At 47.8% G+C, this 16,735-nt stretch carries 18 protein-coding genes; 16 read left to right on the top strand and 2 right to left on the bottom strand.

What is annotated here, in order from left to right:
- Positions 1-9 precede the first annotated feature (9 nt).
- The 9 genes from aroE (at position 10) to FQV30_RS10550 (ending at position 6,957) form a co-directional block, all read left to right on the top strand.
- The gene (gene aroE / locus FQV30_RS10590; RefSeq protein ID WP_146500120.1) at positions 10-837 is read left to right on the top strand and encodes a shikimate dehydrogenase; all 828 of its coding nucleotides are present in this window, start codon (positions 10-12) and stop codon (positions 835-837) included.
- Positions 824-1,123, top strand: coding sequence for a ribosome assembly RNA-binding protein YhbY (gene yhbY / locus FQV30_RS10585; protein WP_146500119.1), 300 nt, complete (start codon positions 824-826; stop codon positions 1,121-1,123). The genes aroE and yhbY overlap by 14 nt, the downstream gene beginning before the upstream one ends.
- Positions 1,120-1,734: a nicotinate-nucleotide adenylyltransferase gene (locus FQV30_RS10580; protein WP_146500118.1), complete on the top strand. Its 615-nt coding sequence runs from the start codon at positions 1,120-1,122 to the stop codon at positions 1,732-1,734. Before yhbY ends, FQV30_RS10580 begins: the two co-directional genes overlap by 4 nt.
- Positions 1,676-2,251: a bis(5'-nucleosyl)-tetraphosphatase (symmetrical) YqeK gene (gene yqeK / locus FQV30_RS10575; protein WP_146500117.1), complete on the top strand. Its 576-nt coding sequence runs from the start codon at positions 1,676-1,678 to the stop codon at positions 2,249-2,251. Before FQV30_RS10580 ends, yqeK begins: the two co-directional genes overlap by 59 nt.
- Positions 2,248-2,586, top strand: coding sequence for a ribosome silencing factor (rsfS, locus tag FQV30_RS10570; protein WP_146500116.1), 339 nt, complete (start codon positions 2,248-2,250; stop codon positions 2,584-2,586). Before yqeK ends, rsfS begins: the two co-directional genes overlap by 4 nt.
- Positions 2,583-3,305: a class I SAM-dependent DNA methyltransferase gene (locus FQV30_RS10565; protein ID WP_146500115.1), complete on the top strand. Its 723-nt coding sequence runs from the start codon at positions 2,583-2,585 to the stop codon at positions 3,303-3,305. The genes rsfS and FQV30_RS10565 overlap by 4 nt, the downstream gene beginning before the upstream one ends.
- Before the next feature lie 81 nt (positions 3,306-3,386).
- Positions 3,387-4,001, top strand: coding sequence for a helix-hairpin-helix domain-containing protein (locus FQV30_RS10560; RefSeq protein ID WP_146500114.1), 615 nt, complete (start codon positions 3,387-3,389; stop codon positions 3,999-4,001).
- A gap of 110 nt (positions 4,002-4,111) precedes the next feature.
- A complete protein-coding gene (locus FQV30_RS10555; RefSeq protein WP_146500113.1) occupies positions 4,112-4,684 on the top strand; it encodes a ComE operon protein 2 in 573 nt (190 codons plus the stop codon).
- Positions 4,685-4,767: 83 nt separating this feature from the next.
- Positions 4,768-6,957 (top strand): DNA internalization-related competence protein ComEC/Rec2, encoded by a 2,190-nt coding sequence (locus FQV30_RS10550; RefSeq protein WP_255473407.1) that lies wholly within the window; start codon positions 4,768-4,770, stop codon positions 6,955-6,957.
- Positions 6,958-6,993: 36 nt separating this feature from the next.
- Here the strand turns inward: FQV30_RS10550 and FQV30_RS10545 are convergent, their stop codons facing one another.
- Positions 6,994-7,128, bottom strand: a complete 135-nt coding sequence (locus tag FQV30_RS10545; protein WP_146494554.1) for a YqzM family protein — start codon at positions 7,126-7,128, stop codon at positions 6,994-6,996.
- A gap of 156 nt (positions 7,129-7,284) precedes the next feature.
- Between FQV30_RS10545 and holA the strand changes: the two genes are divergently transcribed.
- On the top strand, positions 7,285-8,322 hold the full coding sequence (gene holA, locus FQV30_RS10540) for a DNA polymerase III subunit delta (RefSeq protein WP_146500112.1): 1,038 nt from the start codon (positions 7,285-7,287) through the stop codon (positions 8,320-8,322).
- A gap of 19 nt (positions 8,323-8,341) precedes the next feature.
- On the opposite strand, the gene rpsT is transcribed toward holA, so the two are convergent.
- The gene (gene rpsT, locus FQV30_RS10535; protein WP_146494556.1) at positions 8,342-8,593 is read right to left on the bottom strand and encodes a 30S ribosomal protein S20; all 252 of its coding nucleotides are present in this window, start codon (positions 8,591-8,593) and stop codon (positions 8,342-8,344) included.
- A 218-nt stretch (positions 8,594-8,811) separates the two neighbouring features.
- Here rpsT and lepA point away from each other — a divergent pair, with 218 nt between their 5' ends.
- The 6 genes from lepA (at position 8,812) to dnaJ (ending at position 16,631) form a co-directional block, all read left to right on the top strand.
- Positions 8,812-10,641 carry a translation elongation factor 4 gene (gene lepA, locus FQV30_RS10530; RefSeq protein ID WP_146500111.1) on the top strand — a complete coding sequence of 610 codons (1,830 nt, stop codon included), beginning with the start codon at positions 8,812-8,814 and terminating at the stop codon, positions 10,639-10,641.
- 61 nt (positions 10,642-10,702) lie between these two features.
- On the top strand, positions 10,703-11,842 hold the full coding sequence (gene hemW / locus FQV30_RS10525) for a radical SAM family heme chaperone HemW (protein WP_146500110.1): 1,140 nt from the start codon (positions 10,703-10,705) through the stop codon (positions 11,840-11,842).
- Positions 11,843-11,936: 94 nt separating this feature from the next.
- Positions 11,937-12,968, top strand: coding sequence for a heat-inducible transcriptional repressor HrcA (hrcA, locus tag FQV30_RS10520; protein WP_146500109.1), 1,032 nt, complete (start codon positions 11,937-11,939; stop codon positions 12,966-12,968).
- Between the two features lie 19 nt (positions 12,969-12,987).
- Positions 12,988-13,563, top strand: a complete 576-nt coding sequence (gene grpE, locus FQV30_RS10515; protein ID WP_146500108.1) for a nucleotide exchange factor GrpE — start codon at positions 12,988-12,990, stop codon at positions 13,561-13,563.
- 20 nt (positions 13,564-13,583) lie between these two features.
- Positions 13,584-15,407 carry a molecular chaperone DnaK gene (gene dnaK / locus FQV30_RS10510; protein WP_146500107.1) on the top strand — a complete coding sequence of 608 codons (1,824 nt, stop codon included), beginning with the start codon at positions 13,584-13,586 and terminating at the stop codon, positions 15,405-15,407.
- 108 nt (positions 15,408-15,515) lie between these two features.
- Positions 15,516-16,631: a molecular chaperone DnaJ gene (gene dnaJ / locus FQV30_RS10505; RefSeq protein WP_146500106.1), complete on the top strand. Its 1,116-nt coding sequence runs from the start codon at positions 15,516-15,518 to the stop codon at positions 16,629-16,631.
- Positions 16,632-16,735 lie beyond the last annotated feature (104 nt).

The raw sequence follows: 16,735 nt of genomic DNA, 5'->3' as shown, positions 1-16,735 counted from the left end.
AGGGGTCAAATGAAGAAGTGGTATGCGGTGATCGGGGATCCGATTGCCCATTCTTTATCGCCTTATATGCATGAAACATGGTTCAAAGAAAACGGCGTTGATGCTGCTTATATACCGGTCCACGTCGAACCTGCGGAACTTGAAAAGTCGTTTTCCGCTTTAAAGACGCTGGGTGTCAGTGGATTCAATATTACTTTGCCGCATAAAGAGGCGATATTGCCGCTTCTGGACCGTTTGGATGATACCGCTTCAATCATGGGCGCTGTGAACACGGTGGCGTTTGATGGAGGACAATACATCGGCTATAACACGGACGGCGACGGATTTGTGCAATCCTTGTTTGCGGCACCTGTCAGCTTGAGCGAGAAAGTGCTGGTCATCGGAGCGGGAGGCGCTGCGCGAGGCATTGCCTTCGCTTTGAAACGCGCGGGGTTTTCCGATGTCTCAATAGCCAATCGGACCTTCCGGCGGGCGGAAGAACTGGCTCAGGATGTTTCTGGAACTGCGATAACATTGCAGCAAGCGGAAAAAGAGTTAGGGCAATACGGAGTGATAATCCAAACAACTTCTGTCGGCTTGTCAAAGGACCAGGCATTGCCGATTTCCATGGAAAATATAAAGCCGGGTTCTATTGCGGCGGACATCATCTATAATCCGTTGGAAACTCCTTTTTTGCTGAAAGCGAAAGAACAAGGCTGCATGACTTTGAACGGCGTCGGCATGTTTGTTTACCAAGGGGCAATCGCTTTTGAAAAATGGACAGGCATCAAGCCGGATACGGAAAAAATGAAAGAATCGATTACGAACAAATTAGGAGGACAATATGTTAACAAGTAAACAAAAAAGCTTTTTGCGAAGCGAAGCGCATCACATCGACCCTATTTTTCAAGTGGGAAAAGGCGGAGTCAGCGGCACAATGCTGCGCCAGATAGAAGAGGCGTTGGAAAAGCGTGAATTGATCAAAGTCAGCATTCTGCAGAACAACGAAGACGATAAAAACGAAGTGGCGAAAGCATTGGCCGAAGGCACTTTCGCTGAACTGGTTCAGTTGATCGGCCATACGGTTATTTTGTACAAGCCATCTGTCAACCACAAACGAATCGAGCTGCCTGTAAAAAGATGAGGAAAGTCGGGATCTTAGGCGGAACATTCAATCCTCCTCATCTCGGCCATCTGATCATGGCCAATGAAGCACTTCATGCCATGGCTTTGGATGAAGTCCGTTTTATGCCCAATTTTATTGCGCCCCATAAGGAAGTTAGCGGAGCCAGCGCCGAGCAGCGTCTTGAAATGACGCGTTTGGCGATTGCTGGCACAGCTCAATTCCAGCTTGAAGATTTTGAAATCAGACATGGCGGAGTATCGTACACATTCGACACAATGACGAGAATGGCCGAAAAAGAACCGGAAACGGAATTTTATTTTATTATAGGCGGCGACATGGTCGATGGCTTGGGCTCTTGGCACCGCATTGAAGAACTGCTCCATCTGGTCCGGTTTATCGGCATTAAACGCCCTGGCTACGAAAGCAGTCCAGGTCTTCCGGTGGCAATGATCGATTCACCAGAAATTCACCTGTCGTCCTCGATGCTAAGAGACCGTCTGGCCAAAGGCCGGACAATCGCTTTTTTAGTGCCGGAACAAGTGGAAGCCTATATCCGAAGGGAGCAATTGTATGGATCAAAGCGCGATGCTTCAGAAAGTGAAAGAACGACTTCCCGAAAAACGCTTTAATCATGTTGTAGGGGTAGTGGAAACGGCAACCGAACTAGCGCATGAATTTGGTGTTCCAGCATCGAAGGCGCAAGTGGCGGCCACCTTGCATGACGTCGCCAAGTTTTCTGAGCGGGAATGGATGAGATCCGTCATCATTGAACAGGGGATGGATCCGTTGCTGCTTGACTACCATTCAGAACTTTGGCATGCCCCGGTTGGTGCCTATGTGGCCGCTTCTGAATTCGGCATACAGGACGAAGACATCTTGAACGCGATAAAATATCACACGACTGGCCGCGCAGGCATGTCCGATTTGGAGAAAGTCATCTACATTGCAGATTTGGTGGAGCCTGGCCGCAAATTCTCAGGTGTTGAAGAATTGCGTCAATTAAAAGAACAAGGATTAGATGTTATGATGGAAGCAAGCATCAAACATACCATCGACTTTTTAACATCAAAAAATCAGCCGGTTTATCCGGATTCACTGAAGTGTTATGAACACTTCGTGCAACAGAAAGGGAACGTGGAAGAATGACAAAAGAAACATTATTGCAAACCGCTTACAATGCAGCAGAAGATAAAAAAGCCGAGGATATCGTCGTTTTGAATATGGCAGGAATTTCTTTGTTGGCAGATTACTTTATCATCTGCAGCGGGAATTCCGACCGCCAAGTACAGGCAATTGCAAAAGAATTGATCGACAAATCGAACGAAGCCGGAAATCCGGTCAAAAGCGTTGAAGGGTTTGACGCTGCACGTTGGATTCTGATTGACTTAGGGGACATCGTTGCGCACGTCTTCCATAAGGACGAGCGTTCTTACTACAACCTGGAGCGCCTTTGGAGAGAAGCGCCGACTATTGAAATATGAAATACGGAAAGTTTGCATCAGTCTATGATGGGCTGATGGAAGACATTCCATATGAAAAGTGGGTCGAGTGGGTCGCCTCCCACCTGCAAGCCGGTTCCGTCCTGGATCTGGCTTGCGGTACAGGCACGCTTTCGCAGCTTTTCAGTGAAGTGGGCTTTCAAGTGACCGCAAGCGATTTGTCAGAAGAAATGCTGACAATGGCCAGTCAGCGGTTTCAGGAAGCCGGCCTCCAAATTCCGACACTTCAGATGTCGATGGATAATCTGGAAGGATTGTCCGGTTTCGACGCAGTGGCAATTGCCATTGATTCGCTGAACTACTTGGAGACGGAAGAACAGGTCCAGCAAACTTTCAGTGAAGTATACGAAGCGCTGAACCAAGGCGGGCATTTTTTCTTTGACGTCCATTCGACTTTCAAGGTGGATTCGGTTTATATGGACAGTCCGTTTGTTTTGGACGGCGAAGATGTTGCGTATATCTGGCATACGGAAGCGGGCGACCATCCCCATAGCGTCATTCATGACATCACGTTTTTCGTGCGGCAAAACCGGCATTTCGAGCGCTTTGAAGAAACGCATGAACAGCGCACATACCCTGTTGCCGTGTACAAAAAGTGGCTGGAGGAAGCCGGGTTCCGGATAGAATCCGTAACCGCCGATTGGACCGGGGAGGAACCGGGCGCTGAAAGCCAGCGGATTTTTTTCCATGCAGTGAAATAAACCTTTTCAAAAAGAAGGCAATTTGTATATAATTGGGATAGCTTCTCTCTCATTGCCTTCTGAAGAAAAGGGGAATTTCCAATGAATTTTTCTAAGCTTCAGAACAAGATAGGATGGCTGCTGATCCCAACAGCCGCCGCAACTATCCTAGCCATCTATTTTTTACTTCCCCAAGAAAATCCGGAAGCCGTTCCGGAAGCATCTTTTGATTTGATTGACGCTGAATCCCCTCAGCAGACACCCCCCAAAAAACCGGTCGAAGAAATCCCGGAACACCTAATGGTCGATATAAAAGGCCAAGTCGCCTCTCCAGGCGTTTTTGAGCTTCCTGCTGGTTCCCGATTGCAAGACGCAATCAAAGCGGCAGGCGGTTTTTTGCCGGCTGCGGATGACCGCGCCATCAATCTGGCAATGAAAGTGCAGGACGAAATGAGCATATATGTCCCGGAAGTCGGAGAAGAAGCATTGGTGCCAAGCGGCACTCCAACAGGGGCAAGCGATTCCCTGGTCAATTTGAATACAGCGACAGAGGAAGAGCTGATGACGCTTCCTGGCATCGGACCGTCAAAAGCCGCTGCCATTATCGCCTACAGAACAGATACGGGCACCTTTCAAAAAGTGGAGGATCTGAAGGAAGTATCCGGCATTGGCGATAAAACTTTCGAGCAGCTTGCAGAATTGATAAAAGTCAATTAGCGGGTATAAGATGGCGGTAAAAACAGCGTCAAAGCCCGGGCAAGAAGCCGGTTGACGAAAATCCTGCCTCTGCTACACTTATTTTATACACACCATCAGGAGGCAATGAGATGAAGCGAATAACTTGGGACCAATTTTTCATGGCTCAAAGCCATTTACTAGCATTAAGAAGCACATGTACACGGCTTTCTGTTGGAGCGACAATTGTACGGGACCGTCGGATTATGGCGGGCGGCTACAACGGCTCGATATCAGGGGGAGACCATTGCATCGATAAAGGCTGCTACGTTGTGGACGGCCATTGCATCAGAACGATCCATGCAGAGATGAATGCGCTGCTGCAATGCGCCAAATACGGCATCAGTGTCGGCGGAGCTGATATGTACGTCAGCCACTTTCCTTGCTTGCCCTGCACAAAATCCATCATCCAGTCTGGGATTTCACGACTGTACTACGCGGCGGATTATAAAAACCACGCCTATGCGATTGAATTGCTGGAACAGGCGGGTGTTGAAGTCATCCAAGTTCCTTTTGATGAACGGAAGATCGATTTTCTGAGTGTCGAAAAAACGGCCCTGTATATGGAATTGCTCGAGAAATTGCGTGAAAAAGGCGGCAGTGATGAAGAATTGGCCTATTACAACGAGCGGGTGAAGCAATTATTCGGAGAAGTCGAAGTGTAAAGAGCCAATTTTACCTTTATATTGCGGTGGCAGCTTCCATCGCTACGCTAGCAGCGCATGAAGCACCGGAGATTCTCGTGTTCATGGCGCTGCTTTTTTGTTGGATGCTATGGAAACAGGAAACTTTAACCCTTTTTGCTGCCATTTTGCTGTTTTCATTGGCGGCTTACGCCTTCCAAGATTGGCGGACTCATGATGATACCAACTATGCCGGCCCTTTTTCCGGCGAACTCAGCTTCTACGGCAATTACACCGTGGACGGCGATGGATTGCGCGGATTTGCGCAGATCGAAGGGGGCCCGGTTGTCTACGCCACTTACCGCATCAAGACGGCAGAAGAAAAAGCTGCGCTTGAAAGGCTTCTGTACAAATCGGCATTGCGCGTCAGCGGTGTGTTCGAAGCGCCTTCACCGCCATCGCACCGTTATGCATTCAATATGGAGCGCTATGTGAAGCAAAATGGCGCTTCTAAAATCCTGGCTATCGATTCCATCGAAGGTGCAAGGGAAGTCCGGACAATCCGCAGCAAGCTGAACAGCCAGCGCGAATGGATCAAACAGCACATAAGAAAACGATTTCCGGAAAGCCTTGTTGCTGAAGCGGAAGCGCTTTTGATTGGCGAACAGGAAAAAATGACACCGGAAGAACAGCGGATCTATCAGACTTTGGGCATCACCCACTTGTTTGCAATCTCTGGCCTCCATGTAGGAATTGTCGCTGGACTGCTGTATTTTCTGCTCATCCGCATCCGGTTGAGAAAAGAGACTGTTTTGCTGCTGATGCTTTTAGCGCTTCCGGCATATGCGGTGATAGCGGGTGGAGCCCCGTCCGTCTGGAGGTCGGTAGGAATGGCGACAGCGGTTCTGGCATGCAGGCTGGCCGGCATAAAATTGCCGATTGCGGAAATTTTATTGATCAGTTTCACTTTTTCCCTTTTTTGGAATCCATTCGGCTTCTATAACATCGGCTTTCAGTTGTCCTACGGCGCAACATTTGCCATTGTTTATTCGCTCTCTTTTTTGGCCCGGCAGACGTCTGTGCTGAAAACAGGTTTTTTGATCACTTGCATCTCCCAATTAACTTTATATCCGATTTTGCTGGTTCATTTTTACGAACTTTCATTGTCTGCTTTCGTGGTCAACAGCTTGTTTGTGCCGCTTTACACACTAGTGATACTGCCGGCCAATTTTGTTTTGTTTGCGGCGACAATTGTTTCGGGGCCGCTGGCGGATCTTGCGTTTGCGCTGTATGAACCGCTGCGCGGCGGAGTCGGCAGCGGAATGGAATGGCTTGCTGCATTGCCATATCAGACATGGAATCCGGGGAAACCCAGTCTTTGCGTTGCTGTTCTGCTCGTGTTTAGCGTCCTGATCTTTTACAGCGTGGCCGAGCGGGGGTTCAAATGGCGGCAATTATTGATTGTGCTGGTGCCGGCAGTTTACATTAGCCTGGTGCCATATGTGGATCCGGCTTTGAAAGTGACTTTTCTAGATGTCGGTCAAGGCGATAGCGCGCTGGTTGAATTGCCGTACCGCAGGGGCGTCTACCTGATTGATAGCGGCGGCCTGCTCCGCTTTGAGCAAAAAGCATTCCAAAAGCGCAATCGTCCTTATGAAATCGGAAGGCAAGTGGTTGCCCCTTATTTGAAGGGGCGAGGAATATCTGCAATCGATGCTTTCGTTTTGTCCCATGCTGACGCTGATCATGCAGAAGGTGCGGAAGAAATTTTCCAACTGTTCCGTGTCCATCAATTGCATCTGTCGCCGGGATCCGAGAAGACAGACTTGATCCAATCATTGCTTCCTTATGCTGAAGAAACGCACATCCGGTTTCCGGGAAGAGGTTCAGCCTGGAAAGACGGCGGCACCCGATTTACCTATATATCGCCTAATGATGCAAACTATGAAGGAAACAACGATTCGCTTGTGCTTTTATTGGAAAACGGCGGCTTTCGGGTGTTGTTTGCCGGAGATCTGGAAATTAGCGGGGAAAAGGAATTGTTGGGGCAATATGGAGCCGCATTGGATGGGATTACAGTGCTGAAAGTCGGCCACCACGGCAGTAAGACTTCAAGCGGTGAAACGTTCCTGTCTTCTGTCAGCCCGGCGCTGTCGGTTTTCTCAGCCGGCCGGGACAATCGTTATGGCCATCCGAGCAAAGAGGTGGTGGAGCGGTTTGAGAAGCTGCAGCTAGGTACATTGAACACGGCGGAAAGCGGTACGATCGAGATAACTGTGAAAAACGGAAAAGCTTCCGTTCGGACGATGCGTTAAAAGAAAAAAGTTCCGGCATACGCCGGAACTTTTTCATTAGCTTGCTATAAAATCTACCACTACTGCAATTACGAAGATAGCTGCAAAGAAACCGAATGATACAACAAAGCCCATACCGGCGTCTATTGCGTCGTTGCGTTTTGATTGGACATTCTGTTCAAATTCATTCATTTGTACCCCTCCTAATTCCTTCTCATTATAAGCGAAGAAACAGGAAAAATCTAGATTCAACTCGTTTAAAAGGGGGGATTTTCGGGTTCGTCACAAATATGTCAAATACCAATTGCGGCCAAAATCCGCTATAGTAGTAATGGGGGTGCGCAAGTTATGATAACATCAATCTGGAAAGCGATTCGCAGCGGACAAATAGACCCTGTATATTTAGCGGTGGGAACAGAAAGTTATTTTATCGAGAAAACAGTGGATTTGTTGAAAAATAAATTAACGGACGGCGGCGAACTGGAATTGTCCATTTTCGATCTGGACGAAGTGCCGGTCGACTTGGTAATTGAAGAGGCGGATACCATTCCGTTTTTCAGTGACCGTAAATTGATCATCGCAAAAAATGCCTCTTTCCTGAAAGCGGCTGAGCGGGGAAAAGAAAAGATCGACCATGACCTGAAGATGCTGGAAGCTTGGCTGGAACACCCGCCATCCGGCAGTGTTACGATTTTTGTGGCGCCTTACGAGAAATTGGATGAGCGCAAGAAAGTGACCAAGCTGATAAAGCAAAAAGCAGTGCTTGTGGAAGCGAAAGCGCTGCAGGCACAAGATTTGGAAGTGTGGCTCGACCACGAGGCGCGGAATTTCGGCAAGCGCATCAGGAAAGATGCGGCCCAGGCATTAGTGGAGATGGCAGGCACCAATTTGACCCTGTTATCCTCGGAGATTGAAAAAATGTCGCTGTACTTGGGTTCTGGAGATGAGGAAATCACAGTGCGGCTGGTGGAAGACATGACTGCCCGGACCCTTGAGCAAGATGCCTTCAAGATGCTGCAGTCGTATCTGGACGGGGACATCAGCGGAGCTCTTTCTGTTTACTATGATTTGCTTCGGCAAAAAGAAGAGCCTGTGGCGCTGACGGCGCTTTTGGCGTCCCAGATCCGTTTTATGGTCCATGTTTTCTATTTGCAGAAAAAAGGCTATCACGCCCAACAGATTTCCAAGCAGCTGAAAGCCCATCCGTACCGCGTCAAGCTGCTGGTGGAAAAGCGCCAGCAAATTCCTGAGAAGCGGCTTCTCGAAGTGCTCAACGATCTGGCGGACATTGATCTGCAGCTGAAAACGGTGAGCGGCAACAGAGAACGCATTCTGGAATTCTTTTTGATGAAACGCAATCAACGAAAAAATGCCGGTCCCAATTAAGGGGCCGGCATTTTGTGTTTTACGCTTGTTTTTTCATCAAACGAGATTTTTTGCGAGCTGCAGTGTTTTTGTGGATAAGACCTTTAGAAGCCGCTTTTTCCACTTGTTTGATTGCCGCTTTTACTGAATCAGTTGCGTTTTCATCTTTGTTAAGAAGAGCTTGCTCAGCTTTTTTAACAGCAGAACGCATAGTTGATCTCACGTGTGAGTTTTGAGCGTTTTTTGTTTCGTTCGTGCGTACACGTTTGATAGCAGATTTAATGTTTGGCATGTATTTCACCTCCTAGACAAATAGGAACAGAGACGAAGCCGCCTCGTATCTTTTATGTCTCTATACAACATGAGTTATTTTATCAAATCGCGGAACGGAATGCAATAGTTACGTGCAAAGAAGTTTGCCTTGACAGTGAAATGATTTCAACAGCCTTTCATTGCTCAATATCCGTTACACTGCTATAATTCATAGTAGTTTGTATAGGAGTGAAGAAAATGAATCATGAGGAACGATTAGCAAGGCAAAGCAAAATTCGCAACTTTTCCATCATTGCCCATATTGACCATGGGAAATCGACGCTTGCCGACCGGATACTAGAGAAAACGGAAGCTTTGACTTCCCGGGAAATGAAAGCCCAATCTTTGGATTCCATGGATTTGGAGCGTGAACGCGGCATTACTATCAAATTGAATGCTGTTCAATTGAATTATAAAGCGAAAGACGGGGAAACGTATATCATGCATTTGATCGACACCCCGGGGCATGTCGACTTCACTTATGAAGTTTCACGGAGCCTTGCAGCATGCGAAGGTGCAGTATTGGTAGTGGATGCTGCCCAAGGCATTGAAGCGCAAACGTTGGCAAACGTTTATCTGGCCCTTGACAACGAACTTGAAATTTTGCCGGTTATTAATAAGATCGATTTGCCTGCCGCTGATCCCGAACGGGTCCGAGGAGAGATCGAAGAAGTCATCGGACTGGATGCTTCGGAAGCTGTACTGGCTTCTGCTAAAGCAGGCATCGGCATTGAAGAAATCCTGGAGCAGATTGTCGAAAAAGTCCCGGCTCCGACCGGTGACCCGAGTGCTCCACTAAAAGCGTTGATCTTTGACTCCTTATATGATCCTTACCGTGGGGTTGTCGCGTACATTCGAATTGTAGAAGGAACTGTAAAACCTGGGGACCGCATTCGCATGATGGCTTCCGGCAAAGAATTTGAAGTGATTGAAGCAGGCGTATTTACGCCGCATACGTCATTGCGGAAAGAGTTGACTGTCGGAGACGTAGGCTTCTTGACTGCTGCCATTAAAAATGTCGGTGATTCAACTGTCGGAGATACGATAACACTTGCGAACAATCCGGCACAGGAAGCTTTGCCTGGTTACCGCCGCTTGAATCCGATGGTATATTGCGGCCTTTATCCGATTGATACATCGAAATACAATGATCTTCGTGATGCGCTCGAAAAATTGGAGCTGAATGATGCTGCGCTGCAGTTCGAACCTGAATCTTCCCAAGCGCTCGGCTTTGGCTACCGCTGCGGATTCCTCGGATTGCTTCATATGGAGATTATCCAGGAACGCATCGAACGTGAATTCAATATTGATTTGATTACTACTGCGCCAAGCGTAATTTACGATGTGCACATGACCGACGGCGAAACCCTTAAAGTCGACAACCCGGCTATGATGCCGGATGCACAAAAAATAGATAAAGTTGAAGAGCCTTATGTCAAAGCGACAGTTATGGTCCCGAATGATTATGTCGGGGCAGTCATGGAAATCTGCCAGAAAAAACGGGGCAACTTCATGACTATGGATTATATTGACGCAACCCGTGTCAGTATCGTTTATGAACTGCCTCTTGCAGAAATTGTCTACGACTTTTTCGACCAATTGAAATCAGGGACAAAAGGCTACGCGTCTTTTGACTATGAATTGATCGGCTATAAAGAATCCAAGCTTGTGAAGATGGATATTCTCCTCAACGGCGAGCAAGTGGATGCATTGAGCTTTATCGTTCACCGCGACTTTTCATATGAACGCGGCAAGGTCATTGTCGATAAATTGAAGACATTGATTCCGCGCCAGCAGTTCGAAGTGCCGATCCAGGCTGCCATCGGCCAAAAAATCGTCGCACGCCAAACGATCAGCGCAATGCGCAAAAACGTTCTGGCCAAATGTTACGGCGGGGATATTTCCCGTAAGCGAAAACTCCTGGACAAGCAAAAAGAAGGTAAAAAGCGCATGAAGCAGGTCGGTTCTGTTGAAGTGCCTCAGGAAGCATTCATGGCCATCCTGAAAATGGACGACCAATCAAAATAAACAAAAAAAGGAGGCCGGATTCTGCGCCTCCTTTTCCTATTAGAAAGAAGGAAAAACTAGCATGGTAAAAGGATTGTATATCCATATTCCATTCTGCCACCAGATTTGCCATTACTGTGATTTCAATAAGGTCTTTTTCAAAGACCAGCCGGTTGATGCCTATATCGACTCGCTCGGCAAGGAGCTTGCGCTTTGGAAACAAGAAGGCGCGCTTGATAACCCGCTTGAAACTGTTTTTCTCGGCGGCGGGACACCAACATCTCTTTCGCCTCAGCAACTGGAAAAACTGCTCGGCTATATCCACCAGTATGTCCCAATGGCGGCAAACTTGGAATGGACGTCCGAAGCGAATCCGGATGAATTGACGAAAGACAAAATGCAAGTGCTATTTGACGGCGGCGTCAACCGCCTCAGCATGGGCGTCCAATCGTTCGATGAAGATTTGCTGAAGCGTTTGGGCAGGACCCACAGCAACGGCGATGTAGCGAGAGCGGTCGAAGCTGCAAGGCAAGTGGGCTTCACCAACTTGAGTTTCGATTTGATGTACGGCTTGCCGGGACAGTCGATGGCGCAATGGGAAGATACGCTCGAGAAGGCGTTCGCTTTCGATTTGCCGCATTTCTCTGCATACTCGCTGATCATCGAGCCGAAAACCGTATTCTACAACTTAATGACAAAAGGCAAGTTGAATACAGTAACCGAAGACCTGGAAGCGGACATGTACGACAAACTCATGACCGAGATGGACAAACGCGGCTTGAAGCAATATGAAATATCGAACTTCGCTTCTCCCGGTTTTGAATCGCGCCACAACCTTTTGTATTGGGACAATGCAGAATATATCGGGGCCGGGGCCGGGGCGCACGGTTATGTGAAGGGCGTCCGCTATTCCAATGCCGGGCCTTTGAAAAAATATATGGCTCCGCTTGATGAAGGCAGACGCCCGGTACTCAATATCCATGAAGTGCCGCTTAATGAACAGATGGAAGAGGAAATGTTTTTGGGACTCAGAAAAACTGCAGGTGTTTCACTGAGCGGGTTCCAGGGGAAATTCCAGCAGCCGATCAGTGAGGTATACGGCGTTATTCTAAAAAAGGAAATCGATAAACAAAACCTTGTCATCGAAGAGGATTTTGTCAAGCTGACGAAAAAAGGCCGATTTGTCGGCAATGAAGTATTTGAACAATTTCTGCTCGGTTGAGAAAAGCGCAATCGTTGACAACAACAATGGAATTTGGTAATTTTAGTGTAGTATTAGCACTCGATGTACTAGAGTGCTAACAGAGGTGATGATCATGTTAACAGAACGGCAGTTGCTCATTTTAAAAGTAACAGTAGATGATTATATTCAATCAGCTCAGCCGGTCGGATCAAACCAACTATCCAAAAAATCCGAAATTCCATTTAGTCCCGCGACCATACGGAATGAGATGGCTGATCTTGAAGGTTTGGGGTTTCTTGAGAAGACGCATACGTCTTCAGGGCGGGTCCCTTCCCAAAAAGGGTATCGCTATTACGTCGATCATCTGCTGACGCCAAAACCGCTTCCGCAACAGGATATTGTACAGCTTCGCTCGATTTTCCAAGACAAAATCACAGAAACCGAAGAAGTGATCAAACGGTCTGCCATGATTTTGTCCGAGCTGACCAACTATACAGCTATTTTGCTCGGTCCGGATGTCGGCAAGCATATTGTGAAAAGATTGTCCATTGTCCCTTTGACATCCGATACGGCAGTCGCGATCATCGTGACTGACAACGGCCACGTCGAAAACCGGGTCTTCAACATACCGGAGGGCATCAGCCCCTCCGATATTGAGAAAATGATCAATATATTGAATGAGCGCCTTATCGGGGTGCCATTGAATGATTTGCATCACCGGCTGGAACAAGAGACAATGACAATATTGCGGCAGCATGTGAAGCGGTATGGCGAATTGTTCACGACTTTGCGCCAGGCTGCGGTTTTACCGCATGAGGAAAATGTCTATTTTGGCGGCAAGCTGAACATACTGAAACAGCCGGATTTTCACGATATCCAAAAAATCAGGAATTTGATGGATGTCATGGAAGGGGCAAAGCACATCCCGATGATATTGCCTATCGGAACCCAAGGGCTCCATATCCGCATCGGTTCAGAAAACGCCTTGTCTGCAATGGAAGACTGCAGCGTCATTACGGTTTCTTATAATATCGGAGAAGAGCAGACAGGTTCAATCGCAATCGTCGGCCCTAAACGGATGGATTATAAACGGATTGTCTCCATGCTCGATCTGTTGAGCGGCGATTTGTCGAAAGAATTGACCCGTATGTTCCGGGCTAAGTGAACAAAAGGAGGAACAGGATTTGTCTAAAGAAAATGAACCGCTTAAAGCGGAAGAAGCAGTGAACAGCACAGATGTGGAAACGGAAGCTGAAACAGTAGAGGCGGAAACGGAAACAACTGAAGAGCAGCAGCCGGCTGAAGAAACGAAAGATGAAGCGGCTGCGCTTCGTGAAGAACTTGAAGCGGAGCAGAACAAATATCTCCGCTTGCTGGCCGATTATGACAATTACAAGCGCCGGGTTGTGAAAGACAGACAGGAGGCGGAGAAATTCCGTTCCCAGTCGCTGCTTTCGGATCTGTTGCCGGTATTGGACAATTTCGAACGCGCGCTTTCAGTGGAAGCGAAGAGCGATGAAGCCGTTTCTTTGCTGAAAGGGCTTGAAATGGTCCGCAGCACGCTTCTTGAAGCGGTCAAACGCGAAGGGCTGGAAGAAATCAAAGCTGTAGGGGAAGCGTTTGATCCGCATATCCATCAAGCGGTAATGCAAGAAAAAGATGAAAACGCGGAACCGGGCACCGTGTTGCAGGAACTGCAAAAAGGGTATAGCCTAAAAGGCAGGGTATTGCGTCCGGCAATGGTAAAAGTAAACGAATAATAGGTAATGGAGGAATTTAAATGAGCAAAATTATTGGTATTGACTTAGGAACTACAAACTCAGCTGTCGCGGTTTTAGAAGGCGGCGAACCAAAAATCATTCCAAATCCAGAAGGCAACCGCACCACCCCTTCTGTTGTGGCATTTAAAAACGGCGAGCGCCAAGTTGGTGAAGTTGCGAAACGCCAGTCCATCACTAACCCGAACACGATCCAATCCGTAAAACGCTTGATGGGCACGCAGCAAAAAGTTACTGCTGAAGGCAAGGAATACACGCCGCAGGAAGTTTCTGCAATGATCCTTCAATATCTTAAAGGCTATGCTGAAGAATACTTAGGCGAAAAAGTAACAAGAGCGGTTATCACTGTTCCTGCTTATTTCAACGATGCTGAACGCCAAGCGACAAAAGACGCTGGCCGCATTGCCGGGCTTGAAGTGGAACGCATCATCAACGAGCCGACTGCAGCAGCGCTTGCATACGGTTTGGACAAAATGGAAAAAGACGAAACAATCCTCGTTTATGACCTTGGCGGCGGAACTTTCGACGTTTCCATCCTTGAACTTGGCGATGGCGTATTCGAAGTAAAATCCACAGCTGGCGACAACCGCCTTGGCGGGGATGACTTCGACAAAGTGATCATCGACTACCTGGTGCAAGAATTCAAAAAAGAAAACGGCATCGATTTGTCCAAAGACAAAATGGCGACTCAGCGTTTGAAAGATGCTGCTGAAAAAGCGAAAAAAGATTTGTCTGGCGTTTCATCAACTCAAATCTCGCTTCCATTCATCACAGCTGGAGAAGCTGGACCGCTTCACTTGGAAGTGACATTGTCTCGCGCGAAATTCGATGAGCTGACTCATTCTTTAGTTGAGCGCACAATGGGGCCGACTCGCCAAGCTTTGAAAGATGCAGGGATTTCAGCATCTGAAGTTGACCGTGTCATCCTTGTCGGCGGATCTACCCGTATTCCTGCTGTGCAAGAAGCGGTTAAACGCGAAACCGGCAAAGACCCGCACCGCGGCGTTAACCCGGATGAAGTTGTTGCCATGGGCGCTGCTGTACAAGGCGGCGTGTTAACAGGTGACGTTAAAGACGTTGTTCTTTTGGACGTAACACCATTGTCACTTGGTATTGAAACAATGGGCGGCGTGTTCACGAAGCTGATTGAGCGCAACACAACAATCCCGACTTCAAAATCACAAACGTTCTCGACTGCTGCCGACAATCAGCCGGCTGTTGATATCCATGTTCTTCAAGGCGAGCGTCCGATGGCTGCTGCCAACAAAACACTCGGCCGTTTCCAATTGACGGATATTCCGCCAGCTCCACGCGGTGTTCCTCAAATCGAAGTGACGTTCGATATCGACAAAAACGGTATTGTCAGCGTTAAAGCGAAAGATTTGGGAACTCAAAAAGAACAAACGATCACGATCCAGTCGAACACTTCGTTATCTGAGGAAGAAATCGAACGCATGATCAAAGAAGCGGAAGAAAACGCAGAAGCGGATGCGAAAGTGAAAGAAGAAGTGGATCTTCGCAACGAAGCGGACCAAGCGGTCTTCCAGACAGATAAAACAATCACAGATCTTGGCGAAGTGGTTACTGAAGAAGAAAAACAGCAAGCCGAGTCAGCCCGCGATGAATTGAAAACTGCCCTGGAGAGCGGAAGCATCGATGATATCCGCGAGAAAAAAGACAAGCTGAACGAAGTTCTTCAAGGTTTGGCCATGAAAGCCTACGAGCAAGCAGCTGCTGCTCAGCAAGGCGGACAAACTGGCGCTAACCCGGGAGACGACGTTGTAGACGCTGAATTCGAAGAAGTAAACGACGATAAAGATAAGTAAGACCCGGAAAAGTCAAAGCAAAGCAAATGCTTTGGCTTTTTCAATGTCTTTGCAACCGCAATAGGAACCGTGTACAATTACAGTTGATTGCAAGAGGAGAGTGACGTCATGAACAAACGAGATTATTACGAAGTATTGGGAGTTTCCAAGACTGCATCGAAAGAAGAAATCAAAAAAGCATACCGGACGTTATCAAAAAAATTCCATCCGGATATCAATAAAGATGATAATGCCTCAGAAAAATTCCAAGAAGTAAAAGAAGCTTATGAAGTGTTGAGCGATGATCAAAAACGTGCTCAATACGACCAATTCGGACACCAGGATCCAAACCAAGGCTTTGGCGGTTTCGGCGGAGGAGACGGCTTCGGCTTCGAAGACATCTTCAGCACATTCTTTGGCGGCGGCACAAGACGGCGCGATCCGAATGCCCCGAGAAAAGGGGATGATCTTCAATATTCCATGAACATCGATTTTATGGATGCTGTTTTTGGCAAGGAAACTACAATTGAAATCCCTAAAGATGAGACATGCGGGACATGTGATGGCTCAGGGGCGAAACCTGGAACGAAAAAGAAAACGTGCCCTCATTGTGAAGGTTCTGGCCAATTGAATGTTACTCAGGACACTCCGTTTGGCCGCATGGTCAACCGCAGAGCGTGCCATTACTGTTCAGGAACAGGCCAAATCATCGAAGAAAAATGCCAGACATGCCACGGCGAAGGCAAAGTCCGCAAAATCAGAAAAATCAAAGTCAGCGTGCCTGCCGGTGTAGACGATGGCCAGCAATTGCGCGTCAGCGGACAAGGGGCTCCTGGGGTCAACGGCGGACCGGCTGGCGATTTATATGTTGTCTTCCGTGTAAGACCGCATAAAGATTTCGAGCGCGACGGCGACGATATCTACTTGGAGCTGCCGATCACATTCGCACAAGCGGCATTAGGCGATGAAGTCGAAGTCCCGACTGTTTCCGGCAAAGTGAAACTGAAGATTCCTGCAGGAACTCAGAGCGGAGCGAAATTCCGCTTGAAAGGAAAAGGCATCAAAAATGTCCACGGATACGGAACAGGCGATCAGCATGTCATTATCCGCGTGAAAACTCCGACAAAACTGAGCGAAAAACAAAAGCAATTGCTGCGTGAATTCGCGGAAGTCAGCGGGGATATCCCTGAAGAGCAAAGCAGTTCGTTGTTCGACAAAATCAAACGAACCATTAAAGGCGATTAAGAAAAACAATCATATGGGTTGGGCTGAATCACTTGGCTCTTTGTTGCTGCGCGAAGCAGCAATGGAGAGGCAGCTGGTTTTAGCCCAACTTCTGTAATTTTTTA

The sequence above is a fragment of the Planomicrobium sp. CPCC 101110 genome (assembly GCF_007859395.1).
Lineage (GTDB): Bacteria > Bacillota > Bacilli > Bacillales_A > Planococcaceae > Planococcus.
Note: the sequence above shows the minus strand (reverse complement) of the source record. Positions and strands in the feature narration are given on the sequence as shown.